The organism is Virgibacillus doumboii, assembly GCF_902806455.1.
GTDB classification, from domain to species: Bacteria; Bacillota; Bacilli; order Bacillales; family Amphibacillaceae; genus Lentibacillus; species Lentibacillus doumboii.
This window is the reverse complement of record NZ_CADCWQ010000001.1, coordinates 849,607-865,594: the sequence shown is the minus strand read 5'-3', so window position 1 is coordinate 865,594 and position 15,988 is coordinate 849,607. Positions and strand designations below refer to the sequence as shown.

The window sequence follows — 15,988 nt, the reverse complement described above, 5'->3', positions numbered from 1 at the left end:
AACAACATATATTTTTTGTCATTATCTTTTTAGTTGGATAACATAATATGTACCGAATCTAATGTCTAAATAATCGTATACTAATGATATGGTATCTAATAAGGAAATTTTATAAAAAATGAAGGTGACGCCCTATGACTGCAAATCAAAAACCAAACAGGTTAATCCATGAAAAGTCCCCCTACCTCCAGCAGCATGCTTACAACCCTGTTAACTGGTATCCATGGGGAGACGAAGCATTTGAAAAAGCAAAAGCCGAAAACAAACCCATCTTCCTTTCCATCGGTTATTCAACTTGCCATTGGTGTCATGTCCTCGCCCACGAATCATTTGAGGATGAAGAGGTTGCCGATTTTTTGAACGAGCATTATGTTTCCATAAAGGTTGACCGTGAGGAACGCCCTGACATTGATTCGGTCTACATGAAAGTCTGCCAGATGATGACAGGTCAGGGAGGCTGGCCCCTATCCATTTTTATGACGCCTGATAAAATTCCGTTTTATGCGGGTACTTATTTTCCCCGTGAAAGCAAGTACGGGATGCCGGGTATCATGGAAGTGCTGACACAGCTGTCGCAAAAATACCATGAAGATCCAGAACATATTGATGAAGTAACGAAAAGTGTAACAGATGCACTGGAAAAAACGGTGACAACCAAAAGCGAATCGAGACTGTCAAAGGAAATTACCGACCAGGCATACCAGCAGCTTGGCAGAAGGTTTGATTTCACGCACGGCGGTTTTGGTTCAGCACCAAAGTTTCCCGCACCACAGAATTTACTATATTTACTGCGCTATTCCCATTTCACAGGAAAAACAACAGCGCTTAAAATGGCTGAAAGTACATTGCAGGCCATGGCTAATGGTGGTATCTATGACCATATCGGGTTTGGATTCGCACGTTATTCCACCGATGAAAAGTGGCTCGTCCCCCACTTTGAAAAAATGCTTTATGACAATGCGTTACTGCTGATTGCATTCACGGAAGCCTTTCAGATTACGAAAAATCCACTTTACAAAAAAATCAGCGAACAGATTATTGAATTTGTTATGCGGGAAATGCGAAGTGCAGACGGAGGGTTCTATTCTGCAATTGATGCCGACTCGGAAGGTGTGGAAGGAAAATATTATGTATGGGATTATGATGAAATTTTTGAAATCCTTGGTGAAGAACTCGGTGACCTGTTCGCTTATGTATACGGAATTACACCTGAAGGAAACTTTGAAGGGAAAAATGTGCCTAACCTGATTGACACGAACTTGGAATCCATTGCCGAAGAATATGATCTACAGTTGGAAGAACTGCATCAGCAACTGGATGAAGCGCGAGCCAAATTATTATCCGAACGCGAAAAACGTGTATACCCGCATGTTGATGACAAGATTTTAACATCATGGAATGCGATGATGATTGCTGCACTGGCCAAAGCCGGCAAAGTATTTCAGCAACCGGAATACACTGAAACAGCAAAAGATGCCATGTCTTTCATCGAAAATAACCTTGTGCAAAACGGCCGGGTGATGGCACGCTATCGTGATGGTGACGTGAAGTTCAACGGATACCTTGATGACTACGCATTTCTGTTATGGGCTTACACCGAATTATACGAAGCAACTTTTTCACTATCCTATCTCAAAAAAGCAGGAACATTTGCAGACGACATGATTGACTTATTTTGGGATAACGATAACGGTGGATTTTTCTTCAACGGTCACGATAGTGAAGAACTGCTCTCACGGGAAAAAGAAGTATATGATGGCGCACTGCCTTCAGGAAACAGTGCAGCAGCGGTCATGCTGGCAAAAATCGGTTATTTGACCGGCGAAACCAGGTATCTTGATACACTCGATGAAATGTACTATGCCTTTTACGATGATGTTAACCGGGCAGTTTCAGCAAGCACACATTTCATCCAAAGTCTCCTGCTAACCGAATACCCAACAAAAGAAGTCGTTATAATCGGAAAAGAAAACCACTTATCCGAACAGCTGCAGCAGGATTTCACACCTGATATCTCACTGCTTGTGAGCGACAGTGCAGAGGAATTCGCTGTAGCCGCTCCATTTGCAGCCGAATATAAGCAAATCGATGGGGCCACAACATTCTACGTATGCGAAAACTTTGCATGCCACCAGCCTGTGACAGACACAGAGAAAGCACGGGAACTAATCTCGAAAAAATAAGCAGAAACGTTGCGTCCAATTTTTGAACTTCGACATTTCAAATGTGAACTTCGGACAAACAAATTGTGAACTTCGACAGTTTTCCCGTTAACTTCGACATTTTCACTGTGAACATCGGCATTCAGCAAAATTCTTTTATGATATAATCAAAAAGAAACCATTTTTAAAGGAGCATCCAACATGCTGAAAGTGAAAATGAACGTACAAACTGCCTACCATGGTGACCTGCTTCGTGCGGGTAAAATCTATGAAATTGATGAAACTACTGCAAAACGTTGGATTGCCAGCAAACTAGCTGAAGAGGTAAATGAAGCGGACAATCAATCCAACTAATTATTTCCGCTTCTTTTTCTTTTTAATCTAGCAATTTAGTCAGATTGTGGATATAATATTTTTAAGGAGGTGAAACAAATGGAAAAACAGCGCTTAGATCATATTGAGGACATGCTTTCACAATTAATTTCAATGGTTGGCGGCATGCGTGCAGAAATGAAAGAAGAGATTTCCGGTGTGAAACAAGAACAATCCGAGATGAAACAGGATATTTCCAGCATGAAACAGGAGCAGTCTGAAATGAAACAGAATATTTCCAGTATAAAACAAGAACAGTCCGAAATGAAACAGGATATTTCCAGCATAAAACAGGAACAGTCCGAAATAAAACAGGATATTTCCAGCATAAAACAGGAACAGTCCGAAATGAAACAGGATATTTCCAGCATAAAACAGGAACAGTCCGAAATGAAACAGAATATTTCCAGCATAAAACAGGAACAATCCGAAATGAAACAGGATATTTCCAGCATAAAACAGGAACAGACTTCTTTTAGACATGAACTGAAATCCATCAAAGAAGATATAGTTGACTCCAGAAATATTAGTGACAAACGCCACCATGAAATTATGAACGAGTTTAAAATTTTTCGGGCTGACCAGGACCACATTTGGAATAAAACGATCCAAAATGAACGCGAAATTGCTCATTTAAAATTTCAATACTCTAATTGAACTTCAACTATTTCCACACAAAAAAAGAAATTCCTATCCTAAAAAACCCTCGTACATCATCCACGAATGAATAATGTACAAGGGTTTTAACTATATATGGCTACTTCGCAAAAAACGCTTCTGCCTGTTCCAGATAGGTTTCCTGCTCAGGTTCTAAATCATATTCTTCCACAATCGCATCGACTGGGCATACTGCTTTACATGCACCACAATCTATACAAACATCCGGATCTATGTAAAATTGTTCCGGTCCTTCTTCAATGCAATCAACCGGACAAACTGTGACACATTCACCTGACTTTTCATTGCGACATGGGTCCAATATTACAAAAGCCAACTACCGTCCCCTCCTTCATAAACTTACTACTATTAAATGATACACGATACTAATATGGCAAGTAAACAGCTTGTACCCAATTAAGTTTCAAAATATAAATGATAATGCAGCGAACATCCTGGATTAAAACTGCTCCCACAGGAAGGACATCTATTCCTACTGCCCAAATATTCATTTATCGTAAGCTCGGTATTACAGCTGCCGCACAGGACAGCATGCTGATCAAATTCTTCCCGCGGCCACACCTTCGTATCACTGCAACCGTATTGTTTATGGCAATGGTAGCACGGATAATACTCCCCGCAACAGTAGAACTTTATCGCGATTCTATCATTCTTATCATGATAGTGCTCACAACGGGTTTCATTATCAATTGCACCTTTTATTTTCATGAAAAAAAACCCCTCTTTATAAACCAGTATAGCACCCGTCATGTTTTACTGGCAAAATCGCCGGGAACAGAAAAGTACACTACTAGGTAAGGAGAGTTTTCAGCATATGAAAAATTTCAGTGTAGCACCAAATCAGGATGCATCGGCCTGGATTGTAAAACTGGAGGACGTTGCTCCCGAGGCAGAGTTCAGTGCAAAAGATGATGCTATTGAAAAAGCCAATGAAATGGCAAAAGAAAACAGCCCAAGCAAACTTTCCATTTTGGACAAGAAACACAACATTATTGAAGAAAAGCGATTTTAACCAAAATCCCAAAAAGTGGTTTTTGGGATTTCTTTATGTCAATACACATAGTCTAATATTCCCAAAACACCATTGACACATAATGGGAATCTCTATATATTTATAATAGTTGGATAATTCATAATTTTTTTATGGGAGGGAGGTGTTTTTTGACTTGGAAGCAAACAAACATACGACCGCCAGTAAAAGTATGGACAGTTTTATACAGTCGATTGAACGGGATTTTTTTATCGGAAGAGCGGATGAACTTGCCTATTTTCATAAGTGGTTGCATTTCACAAATAATGAAGTAAAGGTCCTCCATATTTATGGAACCGGGGGAGTTGGCAAAACGTATTTACTGAATGAATATGCCCGCATTTCCGCGGAAGAAGGAATTCTCATCCTTAAAATGGATAGTCGGGACTTTCCACAAACACCTGAAGGGTTTATAGATCACACGCTCACCTTAATAGAAACATACACCCACATCAATTTGCCTTTTGAAAACTACACATTGCGAAAATTCCTGTACACCTTAAACGAATTAGCAACCGATCGCCAAATTATTATAGCGATCGATTCATATGAACATATGGATGCCCTGGATCGGTGGTTCCGGCAAGTCTTCGTGCGAAATTTACCATCGACGGTTTTCGTTATTACGGCTGGCCGCCATCCTCTTTCAGGTGAATGGGTCGAGTCACCTGCCTGGCGCAGCATAACGAAAGAAATTGAGCTGAAAGAATTTACCTTGGCTCAGACTAGGGATTTCCTTGATTATTATGGAGTCGATAACAACCGTATTGTAAAGGCAATGTGGAAGTTCACCGACGGGCATCCGTTGACACTGACATTAGCAGCATTGACTGATGAAAAAATTTCGATTGGATCTGTAAACGAACAATCACCACATATTCTGGTGGAGCTTACACACCGTTGGTTAAGTGAAGTAAAAAATGAAGAATTGCACCTGATTATCGAAGCTGCTTCCCTTTTCTTCAGCTTTGACCAGTCAAGTCTGTCTGCAGTGCTGAAACAGGAAATAGATAGTAAAACATTTAATGCACTTACATCTTTATCATTCGTAAAACCCGTTAAAAATGGCTGGGCGATGCATGATTTGATCCGTGACGCCATTCAAATGGGTCTAAAATTACGTCATCCGGAGAGATTCGAACAATTCAGCAGACGCAGTGCAGCATATTATTACAAACGAACAATCACAAATCGTTCACCCGAGGATGCTGCAGCGTTTTTTTACCATTTGGGTGATGAGTTTATCCGGAGTGTGTTTTTTCAGGAGAAGCTTGATGATTCCATGTATCTGGAACCAATCGCAGACTACAACTTTCATGAAGTAAACCGTTTTTTTGAAAATCGGAAAAATAATTTCGATGCCAGTGAAGCACAATTTTACAATAGAGAAACAAATGAGTCCTATCTTTTTCATGCATCACTTGAGCATAACCAAAGAGAGATGGAACTAATTGACGCTGATTATGTTAAAAAAATCAATTATAAAGGTGCACATTTATTAAAGAATAAGGAAGATAATACCTTAGGACTTTCAATCATTGTACCGATAAATAAAAATACATTGGATTTTCTTGCCCGGGAGCCTGTTTCCCGTGCCTATTTCAGCAGGTTGAATAAACAGGATTATAAAGAATATGCTGTCCCGGAAAACGAAAATGCCGGCTGGTTCATCCGGTTTCTTGATTACACAGACGCTTCAGATACAGCTGCTCGTTCATATATGCTTTACAATCTCTTCCCATTACTGCTGACAGGCGGACGAATAGTCGTATCAACACCATTGCCATTTTTTCAGGACCTGCTGAAAAACTTCGGATTTGATAGTATTCCGGAAGCAACCCATTTCGACTATGGTGAGAATTATCCATCCATCACGTATATTCTGGATGTTCGCGGATCAAAACTGGCTGACTATTTAAAACAACTGACAGCTGGCAATTCCGTACAAAATGAAATGGAAATCGTAGCAGCTACATTCTCCCTTACAAACAGAGAAACAGAAATTGTAAAATTAATCCTGGAAGACAAAGGCAATGCGGCGATTGCCAATGAGTTATATGTTGCTGAAATAACCGTAAAGAAACATATCACACGGATTTTTAAAAAAGTAAACGTTAAGAACAGAACACAACTGATTAAGCGTATAATGGAGATCATTTCTTAGGGTAAGAGGCTGGGACATAACAAAAATGTGTATTACAAAAGACGAACATATGCGAAACTTAGCGTAGGAAATATACGTAGACTCCTGCGGGAGGAAAGGTCTAGGTGAGACTCCGCAGCGCGGTAGCGCAAGGAGGCTCAACAGCCACCCGCGGCTAAGAAGACACTGCGAAAAAGTACTTTTTGAGCAGATGTCGCCTTGGTACCCGGAGGTGTAAAAGCGAAGTATATTTCCGGAGCGGTTATAAGCACCGCTTTCCAGTTAGTTCGGATTTTCTTTTGATAAAACACTTTTGTCCCAGCCTCGTGTTTCTTATTTTAAAATGCTGACTTTCCCAATCATCGGCAACGGCTTTTGCTTTCCATTGGAAGCATTAATAATCCCCAGTACCAAAAATACAAACCAGCAAAGCATACCCAGTGGTAAAATGAGCAACCATCCGATAATCGGCACAATCGTCCCGACGATACTTACACTGACCCCAAACAGGAACAAAACGAGCCCCTGATTTGCGTGGTACATGGCAAATTCAGATTCCTTGGCGGTAATCAGCGGAATGAAAAATATAATGTAGGCTAAAATTGCCATCCCTTTATTGTTTTTTACATCAGCAGACTCCTCCTGTACCGCTTCTGTTGTACCATCCACTTTTACTTCTTCTGTCATATGAACACCTCCTCTAATTAATTGGAAAAAATTCATACTATGGTATACCAGATTATTCCTTTGGTCTGATATTATGGTTGTGGCAGAACATGTTATCCGGATCAACATCACGCTTTATTGAAGCAAGCTTATTGTAGTTATCCGCATACGTGTTCCTGGTAATTTCTTCATCAAGCGCAGCTCCATTAAGATAGGAAGCTTTCTGATACGAATATGGCAGTAATTTTTTATATAGTGAATCCATCCACTCCTGACTTCGGGTTGCATCTCCCCCTATTGCTTCACCATCCATAAGCAGAAGGCATCCGGCATCCCGTACGGCAAATGCGGTATCGTCAGGTGAAACACGATTCATTTTACCGTTAAGCAACCAGAATTGGGCCATTACCATCGGAAGTGGTGAATGTTCAATACTATCAAAAACAATGTTAAGCACGTTTTCATCCAATTCATTGAAATAGAGTGATGTTCCCACGATTTCTGCACCAGCCGGCACCATTGGATCAAGTTTTTTCTGAAGCTCGGCATATGGCATCATTCCCGTGTTATCCATTAACGGTGTCGCCAGTTCCTGCAATGGCTTGTTGATTGTTTGTTCAGCTTGAGCAGTCAAATCACCGGAATACATTCCGGAAACGACTACTACTCGCTTGAAATGCATACTTTCCGGTACAAACGGCGCTGGAGGCAATTGCATAATTGCTGTGTTGACAGAAATATCATCAGGGGCACTTTCCATGTACACTTTCAGCTTCCGAAAGATTTCTCCGGCATCCTTATAGTCATACATCACATCAATTGCCTGAACGTTTGGACCTACAGGATACAATTGGAATTCAAAAGCGGTTATCACACCAAAATTTCCCCCGCCGCCACGAATAGCCCAAAACAGATCAGCATTATCTTCACTGCTAACCTTAATCAGCTTTCCATTTGGGGTTACCATTCTTGCTGAAATAATGTTGTCGCACGTCAACCCGTATTTTCCCCGTAAATAACCAAGCCCACCGCCAAGTGCCAATCCAGCAATCCCTGTTTCTGATACCGTACCTGTTGGAACAGCCAAACCGAACTTTTGTGTTTCCGCATCGATATCAGCTAGTGTTGCACCTGCTTCCACTACTGCAACCTGGCGTTCCTCATCTACGAAAACACTGTTCATCCCGGACAAATCAATCATGACGCCATTATCGCAAACAGCGGTTCCTGCCAAATGATGGCCGCCGCCACGAACCGAAACTTCCAGCTGCTGTTCTTTTGCATAGTGAACTGCTGACATGACATCTTTCTCCGACAAACATTCAAAGATAGCAGCCGGATACCTGTCATGTAACCTGTTCCAAACCTTCCTTTTCTCATTGTAGCGTTCATGGGTGGGCAAAATAATATAACCGCTTTTTTCCGTTTGAACCTTCTTCGCCATTCACCATTACCTCCGCGATCAATAGTAAGAATCTTCACAACTATTATATCCAGGAGATAATGGTTATGTAATGTATACTTGAGTATACATTTTATTGGTTCAAAAAGATTAAAAGCACCTTCCTATCCACGTAAGGAGTATTCGATAAGCCTTTACATAAGGCAGTTTTCTAAAAAATTGTTGTTTTTGAAAAATATTTAAGCACACCTAGCAGGCCGTATACACGTAGACTCCTGGGGGAGCTAAGGCATCGGTGAGACCACGGAGTGCCTTGGCACGGAGAGGGCTCACCAGCCGCCCCCGGCTAAGAAGACACTGCGAAAACGTACTTTTTGAGCAGATGTCGCCTTGGTACCCGGAGGTGTGAAAGCGAAGTGTATACGGCCTGCGGGTCATATGGCAATACTCTATGTAAAAACAGCCATTTCATAATATTCAATTGACCAAAATAAATATATTAAACAAAGCAATTCTGCAAAAAACCCTAAATTCTCAGCAATAAAAAGGATTTACATGCTTTTTGTTGAAATTATACGTAATAGAGAAGTCTTGTTCATTTGAAGGATAAAGTTTAAGGAAGGGGAAAATAGGATGTCCTCTCAAGTTAATCACCATATGAATACGCTATTTCAAAATGGACTTAAAATAGTCAGAACACATCAGCAGCCCATTTTACAGGAATGGGAAAAAGTTCTTTCATACCTGCAACAAACAGGGGAAAAGTCGGCAAAAAATACGGAAGAAACGATTCACTATTTTTCCGGACAATTCTTTTATCAGGAAATTGATGAACCAGAAAAATCAAATGTAAGCTTGTCTTTTCATTCCAAGTCAATTCAAACCAATCCGTTCATCCTTACACTATTGGAAAATGCAGTTCACAAAGTAATTCAGGCAAGGGAAAAGCTTTCATTTCAGGATCACCAGGCCGTGCAATATTTATTTTCAGCAATTGGCGAAGACTTGCTGACACAGCCATATACGCAATATTTTGCAATTGATTCCTTTTTGAAAAGTCTCGTTTCATCTAACCAATTGCCTATTGAATGGACAGCTATTGCCATTAAAAAAGATCAATCCTATATCGTTGAAAAATGGTTTAATAACATGAATCAGGACTTATTATTGGGGAGTGATGCTTTAAAAGCGGATACCATTTATTCCTTATCTGAACTGCTGCTGAATCAAATGACAGAGATAAATAGAAAGAAATCCAACGTTCTTCCGATTCCCTATGAAGATAGTACATTATTAGTTTGTGTAAACCATCAGGATACCTCCCATGTTATGCCGTTTATAACGTATGCACTGGAAATATTTCGAAATGGAAAAGACACATTAAACGTATCGAAGCAGGAACACAAGTGGAAGGATTCTGTCATCATGTTTAACGAAAAGATTATGCGGGCGCAAACATACGATGAAGCAGTGGAAAATATAACAGCGGGATTTGTTAATTATTTGCCATTCGACCGCTGTGCACTATTTTCATATTCTATTAATGAGCAGATGGGATTTGGTTTGTTTGGTCACCGTCTTGATAACGAAGCAATTCAAAATATTACTGAAGACGTTAATAATCTTCCGTTGATCCAAAATAACCTGAAAATCCTTCAACTATTTGGGGAAAATGTGAATTATTTACAGCCGATTTATATGAAGGATGCCTCTTTCGGATTTCCTGATATTTATGTTCAACAATTCAATTTACGGTCTGTTGTGGTTGCTCCCATTTTTATATCATCCTCCAGTAAACTTTTGGGTGCGGCTATCCTAGATCAGGGTCCAGGAAGATATTTCAAAGTGGCTCAGGAAACATTTTCTGCACTTATTAAGTTTGGTCAAAGTGCCGGAGAAATTCTGGCCAAATATCAAAATGGGCGACACGATGACCAACCAAAACAAGAAACATTACACCTTTCTCCCCGTGAAATCGAGGTACTGAAGTTAATGGCTGAAGGAGCATCAACAAATGAAGCAGCAAGTGACCTTTATTTAAGTGAATATACTGTTCGGGATTACGTATCTGCAATAATGCAAAAGATGGAATCGAAAAATCGTACTGAAGCCGTTGCACGAGCAATTCGTGAAGGATTAATTTAAGAATTGGGATTGGAGTATGCATTCTTGTTCCTTTCCCATTCAGTTTTTCACCAATAACTTCTTTTCATTTTTGGAATTGGAATTATCTGCTGCATATATTTTTTCGATCACCCGTCTATATTTATTTTCAATCACATTTACACGCATTGATAATTTAGGTGTTAACTCACCAGTTTCAACCGTCCACTCGTCTCCAATAATTACGATCTTTTTCGGTTTTTCATAATCAGAAAAAGAGTTCGTATGGCTTTCCACTTCGTTTTGAATTAAGTCTTTCACTTTTTTGTGACGGCAAATTTCTACAAACGAATCAGAGCGTATGTCATTTTTTTTGGCCCATGGCAGTAAATTTTCGAAGTCCGGGTTCACAAGACTAATAATATATTTTTGATTATCACCGACAACCAGAGATTGTTCGATAAAGTTGCTTTCATTGATAGCATTTTCAATTAATTGCGGCGCGACATTCTTTCCGGTTGATAGAACCAGGATACGTTTTTTACGATCAATTATTTTTAAGTAGTTATCCTGATCGAGTTCACCGATATCACCGGTATAAAACCAATCACCGTCAAATTCTTTCTCAGTTGCTTCCGGGTCGTTGTAATACCCCTTCATTACACTTAATCCTCTTACCAGTACTTCCCCATCTTCGGCAATCCGGACGTCCAGGTTAGGTAATACTTTTCCAACAGTTCCTGCCTTAGCGCGGACTATCGGGTTTGTTGTAATTACCGGGGAGGTTTCAGTCAATCCGTACCCTTCTAAAATTGGTAAGTTCAGTGCCCAGAAGAACCTGGCAAGTTCCGGATTCAACGTCCCTCCACCGGAAACCATACCACGCAACCTGCCGCCAAGTTTTTTCTTAACTTTTTGGAATACGAGACGGTCAGCAACCTTCCATTTCCTTTGCAGTTTTTTTGGCATGGCATGCTGCATAATCAACTGATCTACCGGTGAATTAATGTAACGGTCATAGCGCTCCAGCCCGACCGAAACTGCCCAATTAAAGATTTTTCGCTTAGTAGGTGAACCACCATCGATTTCCTCACGCACTTTTGCATATACTTTTTCAAACAATCTTGGAACACTCGTTAAAACGGTCGGACGAACTTCTGTCAGATTTTCCTGAATCGTATCGATACTCTCCGCATAAGCTATTGTCGTTCCCACCGACAAAGGCATATAATGACCGGCCATTCGCTCAAACACATGTGATAACGGCAAGTATGATAGTGACAGATCCTCCGGTAATAATTCAATCAGCCAAAATTGTACTCCTTCGATATTAGCCAAAAAATTTCCATGGGTGAGCATTACCCCTTTAGGTTTTCCCGTAGTTCCCGATGTATGGATAATCGTACCCAGGTGATCCCGGGTAATGTTTCGCCACGTTTCTTCCCAGTCTGGCAGTTTATTCATTTCACCGTTTTCTTCCAGTTCAAAGAATGCCAATTCATTATCTAATGGAGAATCACTTGGATACATCGTAATAATATGGTCAATTTCTGCATCCCCTGCAACTGCTTTCTGACGCTGTTCATTATTTTCAACAACGGCTGTTTTTACCTCGGCATTTTTCAGGATAAAATTTACCTGCTCAGGCGGTAATGTTGGGTAAATAGGTACGCTCACTGCCCCAATACTTGCAAGAGCAAAATCCGTAATTGCCCACATGGGGTTGCTGTTGGACAAAATAGCAACTTTGTCATTTTCCTTAATGCCGAGCTGAACAAGTCCAGACGCAGCATGATAAATATGATTCCATAAATCTCCATACGTCATCTCATGATAGGTACCTTCTTCTTTCCACATCAACGCAGTCTTTTGTGGATATTGCTTCACCGTCCGATCAAGCATATCCACCAAATTATCAGGTTTCATGCGTTTCCCCCATTTCCGTCAATCTCCATGTTCCCGTTACCGTCCACTTACCGGCAAAAATTATCCCTAAAATGAAAAAGAATTCAGGACTGTCTGCAGCTTTAATGCGAGACCCATGTTGCCTGTAATCTTCAGTTTCCCTCCCATAAATGCTGCTGTAGGGTTTAATGTTCCAGCAACCATATCCCTCAAATCATTGTGATCAATCGTCAGTGTTACCTGTGCATCCTTTTCTTCACCTTTCACAGTTCGAGGTCCATCATCGTCAATGATCATCTGGTATGTTCCACCATCATCTCCCTGCAGATAGAATTGATAAACACCTTCTTTTCCTGTTGTTACTGATGGGTCGGATTTTATTGCTGCATCAATCATTTCAAATACTTCCTCAGTACTCGGCATTGTATTTGCTGCCATAAAAAGTCCTCCTTTTATTTACAATCGTTCTATAATGGTCGCCGTTGCCATGCCAAAACCAATACACATGACTTGCAGACCGTACCTCCCACCTTCGTCTTCCAGCGTATGAAGTAAGGTTGTTGCAAGCTTGGCGCCGCTTGCGCCAAGCGGATGGCCCAACGCAATCGCCCCACCCCGGATATTCACTTTAGCCATGTCTGGTTCGAGTTCCTTTTCCCACGCCTTCACAACGGAAGCAAAGGCTTCATTTATTTCAATCGCATCCATCTGCTCAAGTGTTAATCCCGCCTTTTTCAACGCTTTACGTGTAGCTGGTATGACACCTGTCAGCATCATTACCGGGTCATCCCCGACAACTGTGCGTGCGATAATTCTTGCCCGTGGTTTTACACCTGACTCCGTTGCCTTTTCTTTGGACATGAGCAACAATCCCGCAGCGCCATCACTGACCTGGCTTGAATTTCCTGCAGTCACAACACCATCATCAGGCTGAAAAGACGGAGTCAAATCAGCCAGTTTTTCCATTGACGTATCCCGTCGAATCCCCTCATCATACCGAAATGATTCTTTTCCACTTTTCGTTTCAACATCAATCGGTAAGATTTCACGGTCAAAATACCCTTGATCAGTTGCTGCTGCCGCACGGCGGTGACTTTCCATTGAAAATGTATCCAATTCTTCACGTGATAATCCCCATTTATTGGCAATCATCTCTGCTGAAAACCCCTGTGGGACAATATTGTAACGATTGATCAAGTCATTGCTGAAACCTCCCATATCACTCCCCATCGGTACGCGGGTCATGTTTTCAACCCCACAGGCAATGGCGATATCCGCATCACCAGCCAATATCGTTTGTGCGGCATTGTGTATCGCCTGCTGACTTGATCCGCACATCCGGTTCAGGGAAAATGCAGGAACCTCAACAGGAAAACCGGCTGCAAGCACTGCCATGCGCCCGATATTTCCGCCTTGTTCATCAGTCATGGTGACACATCCGGTTACGACATCGTCCACTTCCCCCGGGTCCACTGCATTTCTGCTGGTCAACACCTTCAATACCGGAACAAGCATATCGACCGGATGTGTTTTGGAAAATGTTCCTTTTTTACGGCCAACTGCAGTTCTTAATGCATCCACAATTACTGCTTCTCTCATCTACCTACCCTCCTTTACGTATTAAGACTTTCATTCCCCGCAGATTGAATATTTTCATTTCCCATTCTTCTTCATCGAGACAGTGCTTCTCTCGATGATTTTTAGTCTAAATCGGCACCATCTTTGTCAAGAAAGCGTTCCTCACGTTGATTTCAAGCTTAGTATCTACATTTGAGAGAGCACTTACAATTCGACATTCAACACTCGTATACAGCTGCGCCGCAATCTACATCAAAAACTAGATTAGAGCATTTTTTCAAAACGTGAACAGTTCAATCCCGCCGGAAACATTTAAACCGACACCGGTTATATACTTCGCTTTATCCGAAACCAGGAACGTAATCGCATTGGCTATATCTTCCGGTTCCCCCGGTTTCTTGAATGCCGTCCGATTAATCATCCGCTCATTCATTTTCGCATTTCCCAAATTAAATGCTTCTGTTCCGACGATGCCGGGTACAATCGCATTGACATTAATGCCGTGTCTGGCTCCTTCAAGCGCCATGCTTTTCGTAAAACTGAGGAGACCTCCTTTAGTAGCGGAATAGCTCGCCTGGCCAAACCCGCCGAGCGTACCTGCAACAGACGACATAGTAATAATCCGTCCGTACTCCTGTTCTTTCATATACGGCCAAACTGCTTTCGTACAATTATATGCTCCGGTCAGGTTAACATTAACATCTCGCTCCCAAAAGTCATCGTTCTGATTTTCGATTTGCGATACATGGTCCAATGTCCCGGCATTATTGACAAGAATATCAATCCTGCCGAACTCCTCTTTTACTTTTGCAAAAACATCCTTTGCTTGTTCACGATTGGTGACATCCATTTTAATGGCAAACGACTGCCGGCCCATCGCCTGGATTTCCCGGGCTGTCTGATCCGCATACATGACATTCGTGCTCTGCATCACTTGTGCAATCGGACCAAACCGCTCCGCTTCCTGTTCATTTTGTTCATCCGACTCGATCAGAATATCGGTTATAACAACATCAGCACCGGCTTCTGCCAAAGCAAGTGCATCCGCAAGCCCCAGCCCTCGTGAAGCACCTGTTACAACAGCCACTTTTCCGTCGAGCATGTTATCCCATGAAGACATATGAATCCTACCTTTCATTAAAGTCTACTATTGATTGAACTGCGGTTTTTCTTTTTGGAAAAATGCAGCAAGCCCGATACTTGGTTCATCCGTTAAAAACGTTTCGCTGAACGCATTTGCTTCAACCTCGAGTCCTTGTTGAACCGAGCCTTCTGCCACATTAATAGCACGTTTTGCGAGTCCCATTGAATGGACGGCACCACCTGCCAATTGTTCGGCAAATGCTGTTGTATCCGTTTTCAACTTTTCGGAGTCGACTGCCTTATTGACAAGACCAATCTTCTCCGCCTCTCTAGCTTCCATCTGCTTAGCAGTAAAAATAAGTTCAGTTGCCTTAGCACGCCCCAAAAGACGTGTCATCCGCTGGGTACCACCTGCTCCCGGTATCAGACCAAGCGATAATTCCGTCAGTCCGATGCGCCCTTTTCCCATTATCCGAAAATCACACGCCATTGCCAGTTCGCAGCCGCCTCCCAGTGCATGACCATTAATAGCAGCTATGACCGGCTTTGGCATTTCCGCAAACCGTTGAAAACATGCCTGCATTCTGGCGCTTTGCATGGCAATCATATTTTCCTCGTCCTGGTGGTCACCGCTATTTTGATTCATACCTTTTAAATCAGCGCCGGCCAGGAATATTTTCGGATGATTGGATGCAATGACGACCACACGAACGGAATCTTCCTGTGTCAGTTCGTCTGCCGCAGCCTCCAACTCCTGCATCAATTCTTCCCCAATCGCATTAGCCGGTGGATTATCAACCGTAATCCAAGCCACGCCTTTGTTACGTTTATCGATTTTGATTGTTTGATAGGTCACGATAACCCTC

15 protein-coding genes are annotated in these 15,988 nt (G+C 41.7%); 6 read left to right on the top strand and 9 right to left on the bottom strand.

Translation table 11 applies throughout. From position 1 onward, the window contains the following. Nucleotides 1-134: 134 nt before the first annotated feature. The 3 genes from G6R02_RS04110 (at nt 135) to G6R02_RS04105 (ending at nt 3,191) form a co-directional block, all read left to right on the top strand. Complete coding sequence (locus G6R02_RS04110; RefSeq protein WP_164667979.1) at nt 135-2,183, top strand: thioredoxin domain-containing protein; 2,049 nt, start codon at nt 135-137, stop codon at nt 2,181-2,183. A 180-nt stretch (nt 2,184-2,363) separates the two neighbouring features. Then, complete coding sequence (locus G6R02_RS19905; protein WP_205520054.1) at nt 2,364-2,516, top strand: hypothetical protein; 153 nt, start codon at nt 2,364-2,366, stop codon at nt 2,514-2,516. Between the two features lie 78 nt (nt 2,517-2,594). After that, nucleotides 2,595-3,191, top strand: coding sequence for a hypothetical protein (locus G6R02_RS04105; protein ID WP_164667978.1), 597 nt, complete (start codon nt 2,595-2,597; stop codon nt 3,189-3,191). Between the two features lie 100 nt (nt 3,192-3,291). Here G6R02_RS04105 and G6R02_RS04100 read toward each other — a convergent pair whose 3' ends face one another. Continuing rightward, nucleotides 3,292-3,528 carry a ferredoxin family protein gene (locus G6R02_RS04100; RefSeq protein WP_164667977.1) on the bottom strand — a complete coding sequence of 79 codons (237 nt, stop codon included), beginning with the start codon at nt 3,526-3,528 and terminating at the stop codon, nt 3,292-3,294. 80 nt (nt 3,529-3,608) lie between these two features. Continuing rightward, a complete protein-coding gene (locus tag G6R02_RS04095; protein ID WP_164667976.1) occupies nt 3,609-3,920 on the bottom strand; it encodes a CHY zinc finger protein in 312 nt (103 codons plus the stop codon). Between the two features lie 106 nt (nt 3,921-4,026). Here G6R02_RS04095 and G6R02_RS04090 point away from each other — a divergent pair, with 106 nt between their 5' ends. Further along, on the top strand, nt 4,027-4,224 hold the full coding sequence (locus tag G6R02_RS04090) for a DUF2188 domain-containing protein (RefSeq protein ID WP_164667975.1): 198 nt from the start codon (nt 4,027-4,029) through the stop codon (nt 4,222-4,224). A 154-nt stretch (nt 4,225-4,378) separates the two neighbouring features. Further along, nucleotides 4,379-6,406: a helix-turn-helix domain-containing protein gene (locus tag G6R02_RS04085; RefSeq protein WP_164667974.1), complete on the top strand. Its 2,028-nt coding sequence runs from the start codon at nt 4,379-4,381 to the stop codon at nt 6,404-6,406. A gap of 312 nt (nt 6,407-6,718) precedes the next feature. Here the strand turns inward: G6R02_RS04085 and G6R02_RS04080 are convergent, their stop codons facing one another. Beyond that, the gene (locus G6R02_RS04080; RefSeq protein ID WP_164667973.1) at nt 6,719-7,072 is read right to left on the bottom strand and encodes a DUF4870 domain-containing protein; all 354 of its coding nucleotides are present in this window, start codon (nt 7,070-7,072) and stop codon (nt 6,719-6,721) included. A 52-nt stretch (nt 7,073-7,124) separates the two neighbouring features. After that, nucleotides 7,125-8,495, bottom strand: coding sequence for an FAD-binding oxidoreductase (locus G6R02_RS04075; RefSeq protein WP_164667972.1), 1,371 nt, complete (start codon nt 8,493-8,495; stop codon nt 7,125-7,127). A 591-nt stretch (nt 8,496-9,086) separates the two neighbouring features. On the opposite strand from G6R02_RS04075, the gene G6R02_RS04070 reads away from it, so the two are divergent. Continuing rightward, nucleotides 9,087-10,598: a helix-turn-helix transcriptional regulator gene (locus G6R02_RS04070; RefSeq protein WP_164667971.1), complete on the top strand. Its 1,512-nt coding sequence runs from the start codon at nt 9,087-9,089 to the stop codon at nt 10,596-10,598. 39 nt (nt 10,599-10,637) lie between these two features. Here G6R02_RS04070 and G6R02_RS04065 read toward each other — a convergent pair whose 3' ends face one another. The 5 genes from G6R02_RS04065 to G6R02_RS04045 form a co-directional block, all read right to left on the bottom strand. After that, the gene (locus tag G6R02_RS04065) at nt 10,638-12,482 is read right to left on the bottom strand and encodes an AMP-dependent synthetase/ligase (protein WP_164667970.1); all 1,845 of its coding nucleotides are present in this window, start codon (nt 12,480-12,482) and stop codon (nt 10,638-10,640) included. Between the two features lie 66 nt (nt 12,483-12,548). Further along, the gene (locus G6R02_RS04060) at nt 12,549-12,899 is read right to left on the bottom strand and encodes an SCP2 sterol-binding domain-containing protein (RefSeq protein WP_164667969.1); all 351 of its coding nucleotides are present in this window, start codon (nt 12,897-12,899) and stop codon (nt 12,549-12,551) included. An 18-nt stretch (nt 12,900-12,917) separates the two neighbouring features. Then, nucleotides 12,918-14,060: a thiolase family protein gene (locus G6R02_RS04055; RefSeq protein ID WP_164667968.1), complete on the bottom strand. Its 1,143-nt coding sequence runs from the start codon at nt 14,058-14,060 to the stop codon at nt 12,918-12,920. Nucleotides 14,061-14,316: 256 nt separating this feature from the next. Continuing rightward, nucleotides 14,317-15,159, bottom strand: a complete 843-nt coding sequence (locus tag G6R02_RS04050; protein WP_164667967.1) for an SDR family NAD(P)-dependent oxidoreductase — start codon at nt 15,157-15,159, stop codon at nt 14,317-14,319. 27 nt (nt 15,160-15,186) lie between these two features. Continuing rightward, nucleotides 15,187-15,978 carry an enoyl-CoA hydratase/isomerase family protein gene (locus tag G6R02_RS04045; RefSeq protein ID WP_164667966.1) on the bottom strand — a complete coding sequence of 264 codons (792 nt, stop codon included), beginning with the start codon at nt 15,976-15,978 and terminating at the stop codon, nt 15,187-15,189. Nucleotides 15,979-15,988: the final 10 nt, after the last annotated feature.

What these genes read in the sequence shown, in the direction of transcription:
- G6R02_RS04060 (WP_164667969.1), bottom strand. Translation starts at nt 12,899, where the DNA reads ATGGCAGCAAATACAATGCCGAGTACTGAGGAAGTATTTGAAATGATT.
- G6R02_RS04070 (WP_164667971.1), top strand. Translation starts at nt 9,087, where the DNA reads ATGTCCTCTCAAGTTAATCACCATATGAATACGCTATTTCAAAATGGA.
- G6R02_RS04090 (WP_164667975.1), top strand. Translation starts at nt 4,027, where the DNA reads ATGAAAAATTTCAGTGTAGCACCAAATCAGGATGCATCGGCCTGGATT.
- G6R02_RS19905 (WP_205520054.1), top strand. Translation starts at nt 2,364, where the DNA reads ATGCTGAAAGTGAAAATGAACGTACAAACTGCCTACCATGGTGACCTG.
- G6R02_RS04080 (WP_164667973.1), bottom strand. Translation starts at nt 7,072, where the DNA reads ATGACAGAAGAAGTAAAAGTGGATGGTACAACAGAAGCGGTACAGGAG.
- G6R02_RS04065 (WP_164667970.1), bottom strand. Translation starts at nt 12,482, where the DNA reads ATGAAACCTGATAATTTGGTGGATATGCTTGATCGGACGGTGAAGCAA.
- G6R02_RS04055 (WP_164667968.1), bottom strand. Translation starts at nt 14,060, where the DNA reads ATGAGAGAAGCAGTAATTGTGGATGCATTAAGAACTGCAGTTGGCCGT.
- G6R02_RS04110 (WP_164667979.1), top strand. Translation starts at nt 135, where the DNA reads ATGACTGCAAATCAAAAACCAAACAGGTTAATCCATGAAAAGTCCCCC.
- G6R02_RS04095 (WP_164667976.1), bottom strand. Translation starts at nt 3,920, where the DNA reads ATGAAAATAAAAGGTGCAATTGATAATGAAACCCGTTGTGAGCACTAT.
- G6R02_RS04075 (WP_164667972.1), bottom strand. Translation starts at nt 8,495, where the DNA reads ATGGCGAAGAAGGTTCAAACGGAAAAAAGCGGTTATATTATTTTGCCC.
- G6R02_RS04105 (WP_164667978.1), top strand. Translation starts at nt 2,595, where the DNA reads ATGGAAAAACAGCGCTTAGATCATATTGAGGACATGCTTTCACAATTA.
- G6R02_RS04050 (WP_164667967.1), bottom strand. Translation starts at nt 15,159, where the DNA reads ATGTCTTCATGGGATAACATGCTCGACGGAAAAGTGGCTGTTGTAACA.